This window comes from Streptomyces sp. NPDC001604 (assembly GCF_042893475.1).
Taxonomy (GTDB): domain Bacteria; phylum Actinomycetota; class Actinomycetes; order Streptomycetales; family Streptomycetaceae; genus Streptomyces.
Genome location: NZ_JBIAUY010000008.1, coordinates 330,704 through 347,570 on the forward strand (window position 1 = coordinate 330,704; position 16,867 = coordinate 347,570).

18 protein-coding genes and 1 riboswitch are annotated in these 16,867 nt (G+C 70.3%); of the genes, 7 read left to right on the forward strand and 11 right to left on the reverse strand.

All coding sequences use genetic code 11. The features are described from left to right. Positions 1–24: 24 nt before the first annotated feature. On the reverse strand, positions 25–693 hold the full coding sequence (locus tag ACFY1E_RS23945; RefSeq protein ID WP_389079213.1) for an AAA family ATPase: 669 nt from the start codon (positions 691–693) through the stop codon (positions 25–27). Between the two features lie 188 nt (positions 694–881). Next, a riboswitch (glycine riboswitch) is annotated at positions 882–980 on the forward strand. 145 nt (positions 981–1,125) lie between these two features. Between ACFY1E_RS23945 and gcvT the strand changes: the two genes are divergently transcribed. From gcvT to ACFY1E_RS23970, 5 genes are all read left to right on the forward strand, one after another. After that, a complete protein-coding gene (gcvT, locus tag ACFY1E_RS23950; RefSeq protein WP_389079215.1) occupies positions 1,126–2,244 on the forward strand; it encodes a glycine cleavage system aminomethyltransferase GcvT in 1,119 nt (372 codons plus the stop codon). A 130-nt stretch (positions 2,245–2,374) separates the two neighbouring features. Then, positions 2,375–2,752, forward strand: coding sequence for a glycine cleavage system protein GcvH (gcvH, locus tag ACFY1E_RS23955; protein ID WP_099931447.1), 378 nt, complete (start codon positions 2,375–2,377; stop codon positions 2,750–2,752). A 14-nt stretch (positions 2,753–2,766) separates the two neighbouring features. Further along, positions 2,767–4,029: a serine hydroxymethyltransferase gene (gene glyA, locus ACFY1E_RS23960; RefSeq protein ID WP_389079216.1), complete on the forward strand. Its 1,263-nt coding sequence runs from the start codon at positions 2,767–2,769 to the stop codon at positions 4,027–4,029. A gap of 56 nt (positions 4,030–4,085) precedes the next feature. Beyond that, positions 4,086–5,453, forward strand: coding sequence for an L-serine ammonia-lyase (locus tag ACFY1E_RS23965; RefSeq protein ID WP_389079218.1), 1,368 nt, complete (start codon positions 4,086–4,088; stop codon positions 5,451–5,453). A 344-nt stretch (positions 5,454–5,797) separates the two neighbouring features. Beyond that, positions 5,798–6,355: a GH25 family lysozyme gene (locus ACFY1E_RS23970; protein WP_389079301.1), complete on the forward strand. Its 558-nt coding sequence runs from the start codon at positions 5,798–5,800 to the stop codon at positions 6,353–6,355. Between the two features lie 17 nt (positions 6,356–6,372). Here ACFY1E_RS23970 and ACFY1E_RS23975 read toward each other — a convergent pair whose 3' ends face one another. Then, positions 6,373–7,095, reverse strand: coding sequence for an NADPH-dependent F420 reductase (locus tag ACFY1E_RS23975; RefSeq protein ID WP_389079302.1), 723 nt, complete (start codon positions 7,093–7,095; stop codon positions 6,373–6,375). Between the two features lie 42 nt (positions 7,096–7,137). Further along, the gene (locus ACFY1E_RS23980; RefSeq protein ID WP_389079220.1) at positions 7,138–8,139 is read right to left on the reverse strand and encodes a zinc-dependent alcohol dehydrogenase family protein; all 1,002 of its coding nucleotides are present in this window, start codon (positions 8,137–8,139) and stop codon (positions 7,138–7,140) included. Between the two features lie 102 nt (positions 8,140–8,241). On the opposite strand from ACFY1E_RS23980, the gene ACFY1E_RS23985 reads away from it, so the two are divergent. Further along, positions 8,242–9,150, forward strand: a complete 909-nt coding sequence (locus ACFY1E_RS23985) for an AraC family transcriptional regulator (RefSeq protein WP_389079222.1) — start codon at positions 8,242–8,244, stop codon at positions 9,148–9,150. A 51-nt stretch (positions 9,151–9,201) separates the two neighbouring features. On the opposite strand, the gene ACFY1E_RS23990 is transcribed toward ACFY1E_RS23985, so the two are convergent. After that, entirely contained in the window at positions 9,202–9,414 is a 213-nt protein-coding gene (locus ACFY1E_RS23990) for an EF-hand domain-containing protein (protein WP_389079225.1), read from the reverse strand. Between the two features lie 58 nt (positions 9,415–9,472). Next, positions 9,473–10,387, reverse strand: a complete 915-nt coding sequence (locus tag ACFY1E_RS23995) for a MerR family transcriptional regulator (protein ID WP_389079227.1) — start codon at positions 10,385–10,387, stop codon at positions 9,473–9,475. A 49-nt stretch (positions 10,388–10,436) separates the two neighbouring features. On the opposite strand from ACFY1E_RS23995, the gene ACFY1E_RS24000 reads away from it, so the two are divergent. Further along, a complete protein-coding gene (locus ACFY1E_RS24000) occupies positions 10,437–11,105 on the forward strand; it encodes a GNAT family N-acetyltransferase (protein ID WP_389079230.1) in 669 nt (222 codons plus the stop codon). On the opposite strand, the gene ACFY1E_RS24005 is transcribed toward ACFY1E_RS24000, so the two are convergent. From ACFY1E_RS24005 to ACFY1E_RS24030, 6 genes are all read right to left on the reverse strand, one after another. Then, positions 11,059–11,658 carry an ADP-ribosyltransferase gene (locus tag ACFY1E_RS24005; RefSeq protein WP_389079233.1) on the reverse strand — a complete coding sequence of 200 codons (600 nt, stop codon included), beginning with the start codon at positions 11,656–11,658 and terminating at the stop codon, positions 11,059–11,061. The two genes, ACFY1E_RS24000 and ACFY1E_RS24005, sit on opposite strands and share 47 nt — an antisense overlap. Before the next feature lie 88 nt (positions 11,659–11,746). Then, positions 11,747–12,928 carry a YncE family protein gene (locus ACFY1E_RS24010; protein WP_389079235.1) on the reverse strand — a complete coding sequence of 394 codons (1,182 nt, stop codon included), beginning with the start codon at positions 12,926–12,928 and terminating at the stop codon, positions 11,747–11,749. After that, positions 12,928–13,707, reverse strand: coding sequence for a polysaccharide deacetylase family protein (locus ACFY1E_RS24015; RefSeq protein ID WP_389079237.1), 780 nt, complete (start codon positions 13,705–13,707; stop codon positions 12,928–12,930). Before ACFY1E_RS24015 ends, ACFY1E_RS24010 begins: the two co-directional genes overlap by 1 nt. A 219-nt stretch (positions 13,708–13,926) precedes the next feature. After that, complete coding sequence (locus ACFY1E_RS24020) at positions 13,927–14,430, reverse strand: ATP-binding protein (protein WP_344405001.1); 504 nt, start codon at positions 14,428–14,430, stop codon at positions 13,927–13,929. 283 nt (positions 14,431–14,713) lie between these two features. Beyond that, positions 14,714–15,481 carry an enoyl-CoA hydratase/isomerase family protein gene (locus ACFY1E_RS24025; RefSeq protein ID WP_389079239.1) on the reverse strand — a complete coding sequence of 256 codons (768 nt, stop codon included), beginning with the start codon at positions 15,479–15,481 and terminating at the stop codon, positions 14,714–14,716. A gap of 77 nt (positions 15,482–15,558) precedes the next feature. Further along, the gene (locus ACFY1E_RS24030) at positions 15,559–16,803 is read right to left on the reverse strand and encodes an Ig-like domain-containing protein (RefSeq protein ID WP_389079241.1); all 1,245 of its coding nucleotides are present in this window, start codon (positions 16,801–16,803) and stop codon (positions 15,559–15,561) included. Between the last annotated feature and the right edge of the window lie 64 nt (positions 16,804–16,867).

Sequence of the window (16,867 nt, forward strand, 5' to 3'; positions counted from 1 at the left end):
GGGACAAAGGGGTTGGGCCGTGCGTCACCCCGTGAAACCGATCCTGCGCAGGACGTCCGCGGCGTCCCGGTCCAGCAGCACCGCCGAGCCGACGCCCTCGGGCAGGTCGCCCCGCTCGACCGCGCGGATCAGCCGGGCCGCCGCGGTGCGGTGCCGCAGGAAGGCGTAGCGCGAGACGCCACGGCCGCGCTCCCGCTGGCCCTCCAGTGCCGTGCCGGGCGTGACGTCGAGCAGCAGCAGATGCAGGGTGCCGCCGCGGCGCCGGCCCTCCCGGGCCAGCCAGCCGCGCACCCAGGCCTGCGTACCGCAGTCGTGCACGACGACCCCTTCGCCGCTGCGCAGGGCGCGGCGCAGTCCGGCGTAGTGGGCGAGGCGGACGAGGGGACGGTAGAGCGCGTAGGGCAGGAAGCGGGGCGTGCGGGCCTCCCAGCGGTCCCGGGCGTCCTGGGAGTCGATGCGGAGGCCGCGGACAGCGCGCTCCATCAGCGTGGACTTGCCGCTGCCGGGCAGGCCGGTGACCACCACCAGGTCACGGGGGCCGAAGAGCAGGGCGTGCGGGCTGTGCCCCGAGCGGTCGCGCAGATCGCGGACCACGGGTGCGGGGCAGGCACCGCACACGTCCTTGGCCGGGGCCGCGGGCTGTTTGGGCAGCGCGACGGCCGAGGTCGTGGCGTACACCGTGGTCCTGTTCACCGTGATCGTCCTTCCTGGGGGTCAGGAAAGCTTCTCCCCACTCTTTGTAAAGGGAAGGTAATGCACGGCGTCTCGCGGGTGTGTTCGGTTCCGGCCACAGCCCCGTCACAAAGAGGAGGGGCACAGAGGAGGTGCCACGGAGGAGGGGGCGCGTGCAATGATGTGCGCGCAACTGCATACCGGCCGTTTGAATCCGCGCGGGAGAGTCCCGGCAGCAGAGTCTGCCGGGCGCCGAAGGAGCAAGTCCCTCCCTTGAATCTCTCAGGCCCCGTTACCGCGCGGGCGAGGCACATCTGAAAAGCGGGCCACCGGATCCGGTGGCCCCACCCAAGGTGCAAGCCATGACTTCATGGCGAACCTCTCAGGTTCCGATGACAGATGGGGAGGAACGACCTCGCCCGTCATGCACTCTGCCTGGGAGACGACCGTCCGATGAGCAGCACCGAACCCCGTCACACCGCGCTCGATGCCCTGCATCGTTCGCTCGGCGCGACGATGACCGACTTCGCCGGCTGGGACATGCCCCTGCGCTACGGCTCCGAGCGCGACGAGCACCTCGCCGTGCGGACGAAGGCCGGGCTCTTCGATCTCTCCCACATGGGCGAGATCACCGTCACCGGCCCGCAGGCCGCCCAGCTCCTGAACTTCGCGCTGGTCGGCAACATCGCCTCCGTCGGCGTCGGCCGCGCCCGCTACACGATGATCTGCCGGGCCGACGGCGGCATCCTCGACGACCTGATCGTCTACCGGCTCGGCGAGACCGAGTACATGGTGGTGGCCAACGCCTCCAACGCCCAGGTGGTGCTGGACGCGCTCGTTGAGCGCTCGGCCGGCTTCGACGCCGAGGTGCGCGACGACCGGGACAACTACGCGCTGATCGCCGTGCAGGGCCCCGAGTCCCCCGGCATCCTGAAGTCGCTCACCGACGCCGACCTCGACGGCCTGAAGTACTACGCCGGCCTGCCCGGCACCGTCGCCGGCGTCCCCGCCCTCATCGCGCGCACCGGCTACACCGGCGAGGACGGCTTCGAGCTGTTCGTCGCCCCCGCTGACGCCGAGAAGCTGTGGCAGGCGCTGACCGACGCCGGAGCATCGGTCGGCCTGGTGCCCTGCGGGCTGTCCTGCCGGGACACCCTGCGCCTGGAGGCGGGCATGCCGCTGTACGGGCATGAACTGTCCACCTCGCTCACGCCGTTCGACGCCGGGCTCGGCCGGGTGGTGAAGTTCGAGAAGGAGGGCGACTTCGTGGGGCGCGAGGCGCTCCAGGAGGCGGCCGCCAGGGCTGCGGAGAACCCGCCGCGCGTCCTCGTCGGCCTGGTCGCCGAGGGCCGTCGGGTCCCGCGCGCCGGGTACGCCGTCGTCGCGGGCGGCGAGGTGATCGGCGAGGTCACCTCCGGAGCCCCCTCCCCCACGCTGGGCAAGCCGATCGCGATGGCGTACGTCGACGCGGCGCATGCGGCGCCGGGCACCGAGGGTGTCGGCGTGGACATCCGGGGCAGTCACGAGCCGTACGAGGTCGTGGCGCTGCCGTTCTACAAGCGGCAGAAGTAGACACTGACTGAGACTGGGCGAGGGGGGCTCCGTCCCCGGACGTGACCCCCTGCACATTTTCGCTGCTCACACGCTTTTCCCGCAGTCCCCCCTTCATCAGCACTCCACCGCGTACAGGAGAATTCAGGCCATGAGCAACCCCCAGCAGCTGCGTTACAGCAAGGAGCACGAGTGGCTGTCGGCCGCCGAGGACGGCGTCTCGACGGTCGGCATCACCGAGTTCGCGGCCAACGCGCTCGGCGATGTCGTCTACGCCCAGCTTCCCGAGGTGGGCTCCGCCGTGACCGCGGGCGAGACCTGCGGCGAGCTGGAGTCGACCAAGTCGGTCAGCGACCTGTACTCCCCCGTCACCGGTGAGGTCACCGAGATCAACGAGGACGTGGTGAACGACCCGTCCCTGGTCAACTCGGCGCCCTTCGAGGGCGGTTGGCTCTTCAAGGTCCGTGTCACGGAGGAGCCGGCCGATCTGCTCTCCGCCGACGAGTACACCGCCCAGAACGCCGGCTGAGGAGCCGTAGACGCATGTCCGTACTGAACACGCCCCTGCATGAGCTCGACCCGGACATCGCCGCCGCGGTCGACGCCGAGCTGCACCGCCAGCAGTCCACCCTCGAGATGATCGCCTCGGAGAACTTCGCGCCGCTGGCGGTGATGGAGGCCCAGGGCTCGGTCCTGACCAACAAGTACGCCGAGGGCTACCCCGGCCGGCGCTACTACGGCGGCTGCGAGCACGTCGATGTCGCCGAGCAGATCGCCATCGACCGGGTCAAGGAGCTGTTCGGCGCCGAGTACGCCAACGTGCAGCCGCACTCGGGTGCCTCCGCCAACCAGGCCGCGCTGTTCGCGCTGGCCCAGCCCGGCGACACCATCCTGGGCCTGGACCTGGCGCACGGCGGCCATCTCACCCACGGGATGCGGCTGAACTTCTCCGGCAAGCAGTTCAACGTGGTCGCGTACCACGTGGACGACTCCGGCCTGGTCGACATGGCCGAGCTGGAGCGGCTGGCCAAGGAGCACCGCCCGAAGGTGATCATCGCGGGCTGGTCGGCGTATCCGCGTCAGCTGGACTTCGCGGAGTTCCGGCGGATCGCCGACGAGGTCGGGGCGTACCTGTGGGTGGACATGGCGCACTTCGCGGGCCTGGTCGCGGCCGGGCTGCACCCCAACCCGGTGCCGTACGCGGATGTCGTCACCTCCACCACGCACAAGACGCTGGGCGGCCCGCGCGGCGGCATCATCCTCGCCAAGCAGGACTTCGCGAAGAAGCTGAACTCCTCGGTCTTCCCGGGCTTCCAGGGCGGTCCGCTGGAGCATGTGATCGCGGCGAAGGCGGTCTCCTTCAAGGTCGCCGCAAGCGAGGAGTTCAAGGAGCGGCAGCGGCGTACGGTGGAGGGTGCGCGCATCCTCGCCGAGCGGCTGACCGCGGACGACGCCCGCGAGGTGGGGGTGAACGTGCTGTCCGGCGGCACGGACGTGCACCTGATCCTGGTCGACCTGCGCCACTCCGAGCTGGACGGGCAGCAGGCCGAGGACCGTCTCCACGAGGTCGGCATCACGGTCAACCGCAACGCCGTCCCCAACGACCCGCGCCCGCCGATGGTGACCTCGGGTCTGCGGATCGGCACCCCGGCGCTGGCCACCCGCGGCTTCACCGCCGAGGACTTCGCCGAGGTCGCGGACGTCATCGCCGAGGCGCTGAAGCCGTCGTACGACGTCGAGGCGCTCAAGGCCCGGGTCAAGGCGCTTGCCGACAAGCACCCGCTGTACCCCGGTCTGAACAAGTAGTTCCCCGGTGGGGGCACCCGACGACGTGTGCCCCCACCCTTTTCGGAGGAGTTCCCGTGGCCATCTCGGTCTTCGACCTGTTCTCGATCGGCATAGGCCCGTCGAGCTCCCACACGGTGGGACCGATGCGCGCGGCCCGCATGTTCGCGCGACGTCTGCGGGGCGAGGAGCTGCTGGGCTCCGTCGCGTCCGTACGATCCGAGCTGTACGGCTCCCTGGGCGCGACCGGCCACGGCCACGGCACCCCCAAGGCGGTGCTGCTCGGCCTGGAGGGCGCCTCGCCGCGGACGGTGGACGTGGAGACGGCGGACGAGCGGGTCGCGGAGATCAAGTCGTCCAGCCGGATCCGGCTCCTCGGCGAGCACGAGATCCCGTTCTCCTTCGACGACGACCTGAAGCTGCACCGCCGCAAGGCCCTGCCGTACCACGCGAACGGCATGACCCTGTGGGCGTTCGACGCCTCGGGTACGGAGCTGCTGTCGAAGACGTACTACTCGGTGGGCGGCGGCTTCGTCGTCGACGAGGACGCGGTCGGCCAGGACCGCATCAAGCTGGACGACACGGTGCTGAAGTACCCCTTCCGCACGGGCGACGAGCTGCTGCGCCTGACGAAGGAGACGGGTCTGTCCATCTCCGCCCTGATGCTGGAGAACGAGCGGGCCTGGCGTACCGAGGACGAGATCCGCTCGGGGCTCCTCGACATCTGGCGGGTGATGCAGGCGTGCGTGTCCCGCGGCATGTCCCGCGAGGGCATCCTGCCGGGCGGTCTGAAGGTGCGGCGCCGGGCCGCCGTCTCCGCCCGTCAACTGCGCGCCGAGGGCGACCCGTTGGCGCACGCCATGGAGTGGATCACGCTCTACGCGATGGCGGTGAACGAGGAGAACGCGGCGGGCGGCCGCGTGGTCACCGCCCCCACCAACGGCGCCGCGGGCATCATCCCGGCCGTCCTGCACTACTACATCAACTTCGTGCCGGGCGCCGACGAGGACGGAGTCGTCCGCTTCCTGCTGGCCGCGGGCGCGATCGGCATGCTCTTCAAGGAGAACGCCTCCATCTCCGGCGCCGAGGTCGGCTGCCAGGGCGAGGTCGGCTCCGCCTGCTCGATGGCGGCGGGCGCGCTGGCGGAGGTGCTCGGCGGCTCCCCCGAACAGGTCGAGAACGCCGCGGAGATCGGCATGGAACACAACCTCGGCCTCACCTGCGACCCGGTCGGCGGCCTGGTCCAGATCCCGTGCATCGAGCGCAACGGCATGGCCGCGGTGAAGGCGGTCACGGCGGCGAAGATGGCGATGCGCGGCGACGGCTCCCACAAGGTGTCCCTGGACAAGGTCATCAAGACGATGAAGGACACCGGCGCGGACATGAGCGTGAAGTACAAGGAGACGGCCCGGGGCGGGCTCGCGGTGAACATCATCGAGTGCTAGGGCCTGTCACACCGTCCGGACGAAGGTTCCGCCGGCTTCGAGTGCGATCGGCGGCCCCGGTGATGCCCATGACGAGGGTGCGCAGGAGGGCCGCGGGGCCGACGTAGGCGTAGGCGTAGGCGTAGGCGTAGGCAGTGTGGCCGGGTTTGCCGCCGGGCACGACCTGTGTCGCCGGGCCGGGTGTCGGGCCGATGATCAACGCTGTCCGGCCAGTTTGCTGAACTCCGTTTTGCCGACCGGAGTTGACGTTTTGCACGTCGTTTCCACATCCGGAACGGATCACCCGTGCAAAGGTGGGGATGAATCAACCGCTGTCCCCCCACCGGCACTTCAGGGAGTCCTCCATGCTGCGCGGTATCGACGTAAGCGCCTACCAGCCCTCCTCGTACAGCACGGACGGCCTCTCCTTCGCCTTCATCAAGGCGACGGAAGGCCGCTCGTACATCAACCCGAGAGTCAGCGCCCAGGCGCGACACGGTCGCGAGGCCGGCCTCGTCATCGGCTTCTACCACTTCCTCTGGCCGGGCCATCTCCAGGCCCAGGCGGAGTACTTCGTCGAGCGCGCCCCCTCGAAGGTGGGCGACATCCTCGCCGTGGACTGGGAGCGGACCAGCGCCGGGACCCATGCGAGCAACGCGGAGAAGGACCAGTTCCTCCGCAAGGTCAAGGAGCTGCGGCCGAACCACCGGGTCATCCTCTACACCAACCAGGATTTCTGGCTGAACGTCGACACCACCTCGTACGCCGGCGACGGCCTCTGGATCGCCGACTACGTCACGGCGGGCAAGCCCCGCATCAAGGCCAAGTGGCGCTTCCACCAGTACACCAGCGAGCCGCACGACAAGGACGTCGCGAACTTCGCCGACAAGGCCGCCCTGAAGGAGTGGGCCTCGGGTGGGTGACGGGCCCGCGCCCGCCGTTACGCCCTGAAGTCCGCCGGACGTTCCCGAGGTGCCTCCGCCAGTGCCTTGGTCACCTCGTCCACGCCCGCGCGCAGCCCGTAGACCGGGGTGCCCGGCTGCTGGCGCCAGGAGTCGGCGAGGGTGCCCGTGTCGACCGTGTCGAAGCCGAGTTCGTCGATCAGGTTCCTGACCAGGCGCTTAGCGGCCTCGTCGTCGCCCGCGACCGGGAGCGCCTGCCGCTCGGGGTCGCCCGCGGGGCGCGGGCGATCCAGGATGTCCTGGGCGTAGGTGCCGTTGAACGCCTTGATGACGGTGTGGCCGATCTGCTGTGCCGTCCAGGCGCTCTCCGTGAGGCCCTCGTCCTCGATCGCCGCGATCCTGCCGTCCCGCTGCCGGGGGTAGTAGTTGCCGGTGTCGATCACGGCGACGTTCTCGGCCGCGCCGTCCAGGAGGCCCGTCGGCAGGTCCGGGATGGCCCTGACGGGAATCGTGATCACCACGACCTCCGCGCCGCGCGCCGCCTCCTCCACGGTTACCGGGGTCGCGCCGGTCTCCTCGGCCAGCTCGGTGAGCGTGTGGGGACCGCGGGAGTTGGCGACGGAGACGTCGTGGCCGAGGGCGGTGAGCCGCCGGGTGAGGTTGCCGCCGATGTTGCCCGCGCCGATGATGCCGATCTTCATGACAGGCCCTTCCCTGGATGATGCACGTGCATAGGTCTGGGTCGCGTCAACCTCGGAGATCGGCGGCCTATTCCGCGGGCTGCGGCAAACGGGTCAGGGCCCTCAGACCCGTACGACGATCTTGCCCGTGTGCCGGTTGGACTCCATCAGGCGGTGGGCGTCCTGGATGCGGTCGAGCCCGTCGAGGACCTCGCCGACGACCGGGCGGAACCCGCCGTCGGCGAGGCCCGCGTCGAGGAAGGCGGTGGAGCGGCGGCGGCCGGCGGGTGTGCTGGTGAGGATCAGGTTGGCGTAGGTGTGGAGGGTGAAGGGCCAGTTCCTGGGGATCTCGGCCGGGCGGGTGTCCAGCCAGCCGTAGACGACCACGGAGCCGCCCGTGGCGAGGCCCTCGGCGAGCGGGCCGAACCCGGGACCGCCGATCGCGTCGAAGATCACTTCGGCGCCGTTGCCCCCGGTGAGCCGTTTGACCTCCTTGGCCACCGTCTCGGGTGCCGATCCGCCGGTGACGATCACCTCGGCCGCGCCGAGCTCCAGCAGCCGGTCCCGTTTCTCCTCGGTGCGGGTGGTGGCGAGCGGGATCGCGCCGATGCGGCGGGCGACCTGGATCGCCGCGGTGCCGACGCCGCTGGACGCGCCGGTGATCAGCACATGGTCGCCGGGCCTGAGGCCGGCCGTCTCCAGCAGGGCGCCGTACGCGGTCGTGTACGTCAGCCAGGCCGCGGCGCCGGTGACGGCGTCCACGGAGGCCGGGCGGCGCAGGACCGCGGTCTCGGGCAGGACGACCCGCTCGGCGTACACGCCCTGGGCGCTCATCTCGATGCCGGGGCCGGTCATCACCGGGTCGCCGACGGCCAGTTCGGTCACGCCCTCGCCGACCGCCTCGACGACGCCGGCGGCCTCGTAGCCGAGACGGGAGGCGGGGAGGGCCGGCTGGTAGTAGTAACCGCCGCTCCGGAAGAGGGCTTCGGCGCGGTTGAGGCCCAACGCCTCGACCCGTACGAGCACGTGGCCGGGGGCGGGGTCGGGGACGGTCACGTCCTCGACCATCAGGACCTCGGGTCCGCCGATTTCATGAAAAAGCACAGTGCGTGCGGTAGTTGGCATGCGGAACACGCTAGGCGGCGGGAAGCGAGACGATCCATGTCCACCGCTCTCCCTTTCCTGTCCGATCGTCTCTCCGGTACGGCATGCGGCTACCGTTCGGACATGGACGTACTCAGTGACGCCGTGAGCGCGATGCGCACCGGGCGGCCGCACTCCTCGCGCCGGGACAAGTACGCGCCGTGGGGCATGCGGTTCGAGGCATCCCCGGGGGCCGGGTTCCATGTGGTGCTGCGCGGGTCGGCGTGGCTCATCCCGGCGGAGGGCGAGCCGGTCGCGGTCGGGCCCGGGGACGTGGTGTTCCTGGCGCACGGGCGGGGGCATGCGCTGGCCAGCGGGCTCGACGTGCCGCTGGAGCACGTACGGCCCGGGTCGGACAACCGGTGGCCCGCGCCGACGAACAGTCCACGGGAGGGAACACCAGACGCGGTCCTGCTCTGCGGCTCCTACCAGATGGACCGCAGCCGCACCCACCGTCTGGTCTCCGAACTGCCGGACGTGGTGCACCTGCCCGCCCAGGTCGGCGCCCATCGCTCACTGCGGGCGGCGGTGGACCTGCTCGGCATGGAGCTGGAGGAGCCGCAGCCCGGCTCGGACGCCATCGTCACCTCGCTGCTCGACACCCTGCTGCTGTACATCCTGCGCGCCTGGTGGCAGCACGACCGCAAGGCCACCGGCTGGTCGGCCGCGCTCGACGACCCGGCCGTGGCGGCGGCCCTGCGCGCCATCCACGGCGACCCGGCCCGCCCCTGGACGGTCGAGGAGCTCGGCGCCGAGAGCGGTCTGTCCCGCGCCGCCTTCGCCCGTCGCTTCACCACGCTGGTCGGCGAACCGCCGCTCGCCTACCTCACCTGGTGGCGCATGACGACCGCGGGCCGCCTGCTGCGCGAGGAGGACCTCCCCCTGCGCCTGGTCGCCCAACGCGCGGGCTACACCTCGGAGTTCGCCTTCGCCAAGGCGTTCAAGCGGGAGTTCGGGGTGGCGCCGGGGCAGTACCGGAGGCAGGTGTCCTGAGGCCGGCAGGGGTGCCCGTCCGCCGTGCGGACGGGCACCCCCCGGCACGTCCTACTTGTTCAGGTACGCCCAGAACTCGTCGAAGGACAGCACCTTGTCGCCGTTCAGGTCACGGCTCTTGATGATCACCTCGGCGACCGACTCGGTGACGTTCCAGTCGCCCCCCTGGGCGAGGGCGGTCTTGAACTCGGCGGCGGTGATGAACCCGTCGCCGTCGCTGTCGATCCGCTGGAACTCCTTGCGCGCTGCTTCGATGTCGGCCACCGATCCGCCCCTTTTCTCCGTGACTGCGTGTCTTGCCGTCGTGTTGACGCAGGTCAGATTAGCTGGCCACGCGGGCCTTCAGTGCGGCGACCACCCAGGCGAACTCCGCCTCGTACGCCGCCTGCGGCCCGAGCCCCGCCACGACCGCCCACAACTGGCGGTAGCGGGCCACACGGACATTGGTGCCCGCCTCCAGCCGCTTCAGCACCTCGGCGGGGTCCGCGTCGCCGAGCAGCCCGCGCAGGAGTTCCTCGGCCTCGGGCGCCTCGGGGGCGATGCCCCGCTCCCGGGCCTGACCCGCGAGCTGCACCAGGCGGCTCATGAACCACAGCGAGGTGCCCGCGGGCACGTCCGGGCCGCGGTCCGCCGCGTTGAACTCGATCATCCTGCGCATCAGGGTCCGGAACCCGAGGTCCTGCATCATCTCGGCGAGCTCCACCCAGGCGTCGACCTGCTCGGGGGTCGGCTCGTCCGGCAGGTCCGCCGGGGCGAACCGCATCCGCTTGCGGATGTCGGGGTCGGCCGTGTCGAGCCCGTCGAAGATCTCCGTCGTGAAGTCCTCGACGATACGGGCCCGCTCGGCAGCCGACAGCCGCGCCAGCTTGTTCATCAGGGTCATCTCCTCTGCGGTCGAACCGCGTCGCGCCACGGTCGACAGCACCGCCCGGGTCACCTTCATGGAGCGGATCTGCGCGTCCAGCGCCGCCACGTGCGCCGCCGCGACCTGAGCGACCGTCCGCTCCCCGTCCAGCACCTTGCGTACGTCGTCCAGACCGAGGCCCAGCTCACGCAGGGTGCGGATCAGCTCCAGACGGGCGGCGGAGGCGGCGTCGTAGAGCCGGTAGCCGCCGGTGGAGCGGGTGACGGGGGTCAGGACGCCCTCGTCGGACCAGTAGCGGATGGTGCGCACGGTCAGGCCGGTGGACCGCGCCAGCTCGCCGATGGTCAAAAGTCCGGTGCCGTCGTCGATCATGTCTGCGAGTCTGGGCCTTCCAGTGGGTGGAGACTCAAGGAGCGGGGCGATGGAGACTCTGCGGGACATTCTCGACGCGGCCGCGCGCGGTGTCTTCCCGCCCGCGGACGGCCGTACGACCGTCGTGCCGCAGGCCTCGCACCGGGACGCCGGGGTCATCGCGTTCACCGCGCACTCCGTCGTCTTCACCGACGAGGACCCGACGTGGGTGTACGAGACACTGCGCGCCGCCGACTGCGACGAACTGGCCGCGCCAATGAACGCCCGGTTCCTCACGGCGCTGTTGGAGCGGACGGGTCGCCAGACCGACACCATCGACGCGCTCCTGGTCGGTGATCCGCTGCCCGGCGGGCCTCCGCTCACCCTGACGGAGATCACCGACGCCGGCCATCCCAGGGCCGCCCGCGCCCGTACGCACCGCGAGGACGTGCGGCTGTGGGCGGCGCGGGGCGGCGTGGTGGTACTGGGGCGCGGGGTCGCCGGGCGCCTGGAGGTCGCGGTCGAGGTGGACGAGGAGGTACGGCACCGGGGGCTGGGGCGGCTGCTGGTGACGGCGGCGCGGCACCTGGCCGGGGAGCCGGTGTGGGCCCAGGTGTCGCCGGGGAACGCCCGCAGCATGCGGGCGTTCCAGGCGGCGGGCTACCGTCCTGTGGGCTCGGAAGCCCTGCTGTTCAGTGCCAGGGCCGGTAGTACGGATTGCTCTGGCAGTCGTTCATGATCTCGGTCCTGGTCTTCTTGTCGACCGGGCAGACACCGATGATGTACTGCCGCGCGATGCCGCCGGGGAAGGCCACCTCGACCTGGTCGGCCCATTTGTGTGTGTCACCGATGGTCTTGTTGACGTCGACGCCGCCGGGAGCGTCGATGTAGTAGTTGTAGCCCGACTTGTACCAGGTCTTGTAGAGGTCGTGGTCGTACGTCGTCGACACGTACGGCGAGGGCTGGTTGACCAGGACGTACTGCTCGATGTCGTACTGGCCGTCGATGACGTCCTTGGGGTGGAAGCCCTGCTCGAACACGGTCGCGGGGGCGCGGCTGTCGCTGCGGTAGAGCGTGCCGCAGGTCTTGCGCCAGACCGGTTCGGGCGTGATGCGATCGACGTCGACACGGCGGTCGACGGCCGCCTTGACGGGATCGTCGAACTGGGGACAGACAGGGGCGGCGGCCTTCGCGGGGACGGCGGTGGGGACGGTCGCGGCCGTCGTCGCGAAGAGGGCCGCGAGGGACAGGACTGCGGCAGCGGCCCGCCGCCGCAGGCGAGTTGTGATCATGGGGTGGACGATCCCCGGCCCGCGGCGGCGGAATGCGCAGGGTCACCCGTTCGGCGGCATGTCCCCGGGTTCTCCAACTCGCGGTGTCTCAGCGGAAGATGCCGGTGTGGCCGAGCGAGTAGCGGCCCGGCTGCGGGTACACCGCGAGGCCGTGCGGGCCGCTGCCGACCTTGATGCGGGCCAGCTGGGTGCCGGTGCGGGTGTCGATGGCGTACACCTCGGAGTTGTAGCGCCCCGACAGCCACAGGACCTTGCCGTCCGCGGAGACGCCGCCCATGTCGGGGCTGCCGCCGTCCGGCAGGTGCCACTTCTTGGTGAGCCTGTTCTGTGTGAAGTCGAAGAGGGAGATGGTGCCTTCGCCTCGGTTGGAGATGTACATCTCGCGCGAGTCGCGGCTGACGTAGAGGCCGTGGGCACCCTTGCCGGTGGGCAGCAGGGTGGGCTTGGTGAACTTGTCGCCGTCCAGGATCCACACGCCGTCGGCCATCATGTCGGCGATGTAGAACTTCTTGCCGTCCGGCGAGACCTTGACGTCCTGCGGCATCGCGCCCTGGAAGGGCAGCTTCTCCTGCCCGATCACCTTCATCTTCGCCGTGTCGACCTTGAGCAGTTCGCCGCTGAACTCGCACGAGACGATGAAGTAGCGGCCGTCGAGGGAGAAGTCGGCGTGGTTGACGCCGTAGCAGCTCACCGGCACGGTCTTCTCGCGCTTCATGGTGTGCGCGTCACGGAAGACGAGTTCGCGGTCGAGGGAGGCCATGACGATCGCGTACTTGCCGTTCGGCGTGAAGTAGAGGTTGTAGGGGTCGTGCACGTCGACGGCCTTGCCGGCCTTCCCCGTCCTCGGGTCGATGGGGGTGAGGGTGTTGCCCCGGTCGTTGTTGACCCACAGGGTCTTCATGTCCCAGGAGGGCACGACGTGCTGGGGCTGTCTGCCGACCGGGATCGTCTCGATGACCTTGTACGTCTTCGGGTCGATGACGGAGACGGTGTCGGAGTTGGTGTTGGGGACGTAGACGCGGGACGGGAAGTCCTTCACCACCGGGGAGAGCCGGTTCGGGCGGTCGGCCGCGTACACGTCGTGCGGGTCGAGGACGGGCGGCATCCCGGCCAGGCCCTGTGCGGCGGCCTTCTTCGGCGGGGCGACGGCGGCCTTCTTGCCGAGGGCCTCGTCCTCGTGGTGGGGGGCGCCGGTGCAGGCGGCGAGGGTGGTGAGCGAGGCGAGGGCGGCGGTCGCGACGAGGGCGCGGGTGAGCCGGGTGGGGTTCATCAGCTGAACAACTCCGTGGTGGTCACCGCGGCCAGGCCGCGGCGGGCGAGTTCTTCCAGTACGACGGGGAGGGCAGCGACCGTGTCCGGGTATCCGAAATGCATGCTCACCACGGAGCCGCCCCGGACCTCGTCGAGGACCTTTCGCTGGACTGCATCGGCACCGGGCCGGGTGTAGTCGAGGGAGTCGACGTCGTACGAGAGGACGTGCGGATAGCCGGCGCTGCGGGCCAGGCGCAGGACCAGCGGGGACGCGAGGGGTGCGCGGGAGGGGCGGAACCAGGTGCCGATGGAGCCGGTGAGGTGCTCCAGGCGGTCGGCGCAGGCGGTGATCTCGCTGCGGGCCTCGGCCTCGGACATCGTGTTGACAGCCAGATGGCGCTGGGTGTGGTTGCCGAGGTCGTGGCCGCCGTCGAGGACACGGCGGGCCATGTCCGGGTACTCGTCGAGCCAGCTGCCCACGGCCAGGACGGTGAGGCGGGCACCGCGCTTCTCGGCCTCGGTGAGCAGCGAGTGGGCGATGGCGGGGTCGCCCTGGCCGTGGAAGGTGAGGGCGACCCGGCGGTGGGTGCGGGGGCCGTGGGTGAGCTGGGCGGGTCGGCCGGGGAGGCGGCGGGGGGCGGGGGCGGCGGATGGCGGGGTGGACGAGGTGGGCGACGGGTGCGCCGATGAAGTGGGGTGCGCGCCGGCGCCGTTCGGGGCGCACCCTGCGGTGAGGGCGCCTGCGGCAAGGAGGCCGGCACCCGTGCGGAGCGCCGTCCGGCGGTCGGTCGAGGTCACCGCACCATTTAAGAGGGGAAGGGTAAGAAAAGGGCCGATTGACCCGATCGGGGGACATTCGCCGGGTCGCGGCCGGCACGAATTCAGCCCACTTCAGTCCACTTCAGCCCGCTTCAGCCCGTCCGGCGTTCGAGGACGAGGCCCTTCGGGCCGATGGGGGTCCGGGGCGCAGCCCCAGGGACGGCAACCTCCGCTCACGAGCGCCGGACAGGGCTCGGCCTAGCGGTCGGCGACCCTCATCTCGAACCAGGTCGTCTTGCCGCGCGGCAGGAGGTCGACTCCCCAGCGGTCGGAGAGCTTGTCGACCAGGAACAGGCCCCGGCCGCTGATGTCCGTCTCCTGGACCGGCATCAGACAGGGCAGGCCCCGGGAGGGGTCGCGGACCTCGATGCGGATCCAGCCCCGGCGGCGGCGCATCCGAAGGCCGAAGACCCGGGCGCCGGTGTGGCGGACCGCGTTGCCGACCAGTTCCGAGACGAGCAGGACGGCGTCCTCCGTCATCTTGGGCGTCAGGCCCCACTGGCGCAGGACCACGACCTGGGTGAGCCGGCGGGCGGTGGCGGCGGACTCCGGGCGGGACGGCAGCTGGACCTCCGCCTCGGTCGGGTTGCCGAACAACTCGAGCGCCTTGAGCGCCCGTTCGTCCTCCACCGCGGGCGACCAGCGCGCCGCCGTCGCACGGCCGTGTCCCCGCGGCTGTTCGATGCCCTCCAGCCCCGCCATGCCCCCATCATGGCCGCCCAGAGCGCCCTCCGGGGCCGTTCCTGAGGAATACGCCCCCCGGAATACGTCGTTCCGAATGGGCCGGTTGACATATGCCACAGGCAGTTCAGAGGCTTCCGTAGCCCGCCCGACCTGCGCTGACGGCTCTCTTGGAGGCAATCGACGGTCTCCCTCGACAAGGCAGACTTAAGGTTGCCTTAAGGCTCCCATAAACCGCCCCATCGAGGGACCCGGATCAGACAGCGCGTCAATTGCAAGGGGTTCAGAGGTACTTCGGAGGAACTCAGACGAACTTGGCCTTGCCCGGCCCCTCCTCCACGAAGCTGCGCATCCCGCGCTCACGGTCCTCCGTCGCGAACAGACCCGCGAACCAGTTCCGTTCGACGGCGAGGCCCGTCTCGATGTCCGTCTCCAGACCGGTGTCGATGGACTCCTTCGCGGCCCGCAGTGCGATCGCCGGGCCCTGCGCCAGCTTCGCCGCCCACTCGTGCGCGGCAGTGTAGACCTCCTCGGCCGGCACCACCCGGTCCACCAGACCCAGCGTCAGCGCCTCGTCCGCCTTGACCATCCGGCCGGTGAAGATCAGGTCCTTCGCCTTCGACGGGCCGACCAGCCGGGACAGCCGCTGGGTGCCGCCGGCGCCCGGGATCAGGCCCAGCAGGATCTCCGGCTGGCCCAGCTTGGCGTTCTCGGCCGCGATCCGGTAGTCCGCGCACAGCGCCAACTCGCAGCCGCCGCCGAGCGCATAGCCCGTGATCGCCGCCACCACCGGCTTGGGGATGCGGGCCACCGCGGTGAACGAGTCCTGGAGGGCGCGGGCGCGCAGGACCATCGCCGTGTGGTCCATCTTCTGCATTTCCTTGATGTCCGCGCCCGCCGCGAACACCTTCTCCCCGCCGTACACGATCACGGCCCGTACGTCGTCACGCCGGGTCGCCTCCTCGGCCAGTTCCTTGAGCCGGTCCTGGGTGGCGACGTCCAGCGCGTTCATCGGCGGGCGGTGGAGGCGGATGGTGCCGACGCCTTCGGCGACTTCGAGATTCACGGTCATGCAGGCAGGTTAACGCGCGCTAACGACAACAGCCCCGGTGCCGTACCTCACACCGGGGCTGCAGATCTCCGTAGGGCTTATGCCGTCCACTTCTCCCAGGACATGTTCCAGCCGTTGAGGCCGTTGGCCGGATCGACCGTCGCGTCGTGGGCGTTCTTCACGACCACGACGTCGCCGATGATCGAGTGGTTGTAGAACCAGGCCGCCGGCGTGCCGCTGTCGTAGCCGCCGCGGACGTCGCGCAGGCCGATGCAGCCGTGGCTGGCGTTGTAGTTGCCGAAGGCGTCGCCGCCCCAGTAGTTGCCGTGGGCGAACGTGCCCGAGTCGGTCAGGCGGACGGCGTGGGGCACGTCCTTGATGTCGTACTCCTTGCCGTAGCCCACCGTCTCGCTGTTCATGCGTGTCTCGATGGACTTCTCGCTCACGACCATCTGGCCGTTCCAGGTGTCGTAGCCCGGCTTGCCTGTGGTGACCGGGATGGTCTTGATGACCTTGCCGTCCTGGGTGACCTTCATCGTGTGCTTCTTGGCGTCCACGTAGGAGACCTGGTCGCGGCCGATGGTGAACTTCACCGTCTTGTCCTGCTTGCCGTAGACGCCGGGCCGGCCCTCCACGCCGTCGAGGTTCAGGCTCACCGTGACCTTCGTACCGGACTTCCAGTAGTGCTCCGGGCGGAAGTCGAGGCGGTCGTTGCCCAACCAGTGGCCCTCGACGTCCACGGCCGGTTCGGTCTTGACGGTGATGGCCTTCTTGACGTCCTCGGGGTGTGTGATGCCCCGGGTGAAGCGGACGGAGAACGGCATTCCGACGCCGACGGTGGATCCGTCCTCGGGCGTGAAGGTGCCGATGAAGGTGTTCTGCGGTGTGAGCGTGGTGAAGCTGGAGTCCTCGGCGGCCTCACGCCCCTCGGAGTCCTTCGCGACCGCGTGCACCGAGTACTTGGTGGACGCGGCCAGATGGGTGGACGGCGTCCAGCCGGAGCCGTCGGCGGTGATCTTCCCGGATATCTCCGAGCCCTTGGCGTCCTTGACCTCGACCTCGGTCAGCTTGCCCTTGCTCGCGCTGACCTTGAGGACGCCGCTGGTCTGGACGGACTTCGCGCCGTCCTTGGGGGCTATGGTGACGACGGCCACCGACTGCTTGGTCTGCGCCGCGTCCGCGTCCTTGCCCTTGCCGTCGCCGGAACCGGATCCGGAACCGGACCCGCCCCCTCCGCACGCGGTGACGGCCAGCAGCAGCACCCCGGACACGAGTGCCAGCCGCCCCTTGCCCCCACGCCTGCGCGCGTCAACCGACGCCCCCGATATCGGCCGCACGTTCAAGTTGTTCTCCCCTCGCCGGCCCTGGTCAGGCCCGCACCCCGGCGCGTCCCGCCGCGCGCATTGG

What these genes read in the sequence shown, in the direction of transcription:
- ACFY1E_RS24005 (WP_389079233.1), bottom strand. Translation starts at nt 11,658, where the DNA reads ATGATCACAACTCGCCTGCGGCGGCGGGCCGCTGCCGCAGTCCTGTCC.
- ACFY1E_RS24020 (WP_344405001.1), bottom strand. Translation starts at nt 14,430, where the DNA reads ATGGCGGGGCTGGAGGGCATCGAACAGCCGCGGGGACACGGCCGTGCG.
- gcvH (WP_099931447.1), top strand. Translation starts at nt 2,375, where the DNA reads ATGAGCAACCCCCAGCAGCTGCGTTACAGCAAGGAGCACGAGTGGCTG.
- glyA (WP_389079216.1), top strand. Translation starts at nt 2,767, where the DNA reads ATGTCCGTACTGAACACGCCCCTGCATGAGCTCGACCCGGACATCGCC.
- gcvT (WP_389079215.1), top strand. Translation starts at nt 1,126, where the DNA reads ATGAGCAGCACCGAACCCCGTCACACCGCGCTCGATGCCCTGCATCGT.
- ACFY1E_RS24025 (WP_389079239.1), bottom strand. Translation starts at nt 15,481, where the DNA reads ATGACCGTGAATCTCGAAGTCGCCGAAGGCGTCGGCACCATCCGCCTC.
- ACFY1E_RS24000 (WP_389079230.1), top strand. Translation starts at nt 10,437, where the DNA reads ATGGAGACTCTGCGGGACATTCTCGACGCGGCCGCGCGCGGTGTCTTC.
- ACFY1E_RS23985 (WP_389079222.1), top strand. Translation starts at nt 8,242, where the DNA reads ATGGACGTACTCAGTGACGCCGTGAGCGCGATGCGCACCGGGCGGCCG.
- ACFY1E_RS23980 (WP_389079220.1), bottom strand. Translation starts at nt 8,139, where the DNA reads ATGCCAACTACCGCACGCACTGTGCTTTTTCATGAAATCGGCGGACCC.
- ACFY1E_RS23995 (WP_389079227.1), bottom strand. Translation starts at nt 10,387, where the DNA reads ATGATCGACGACGGCACCGGACTTTTGACCATCGGCGAGCTGGCGCGG.
- ACFY1E_RS23970 (WP_389079301.1), top strand. Translation starts at nt 5,798, where the DNA reads ATGCTGCGCGGTATCGACGTAAGCGCCTACCAGCCCTCCTCGTACAGC.
- ACFY1E_RS24010 (WP_389079235.1), bottom strand. Translation starts at nt 12,928, where the DNA reads ATGAACCCCACCCGGCTCACCCGCGCCCTCGTCGCGACCGCCGCCCTC.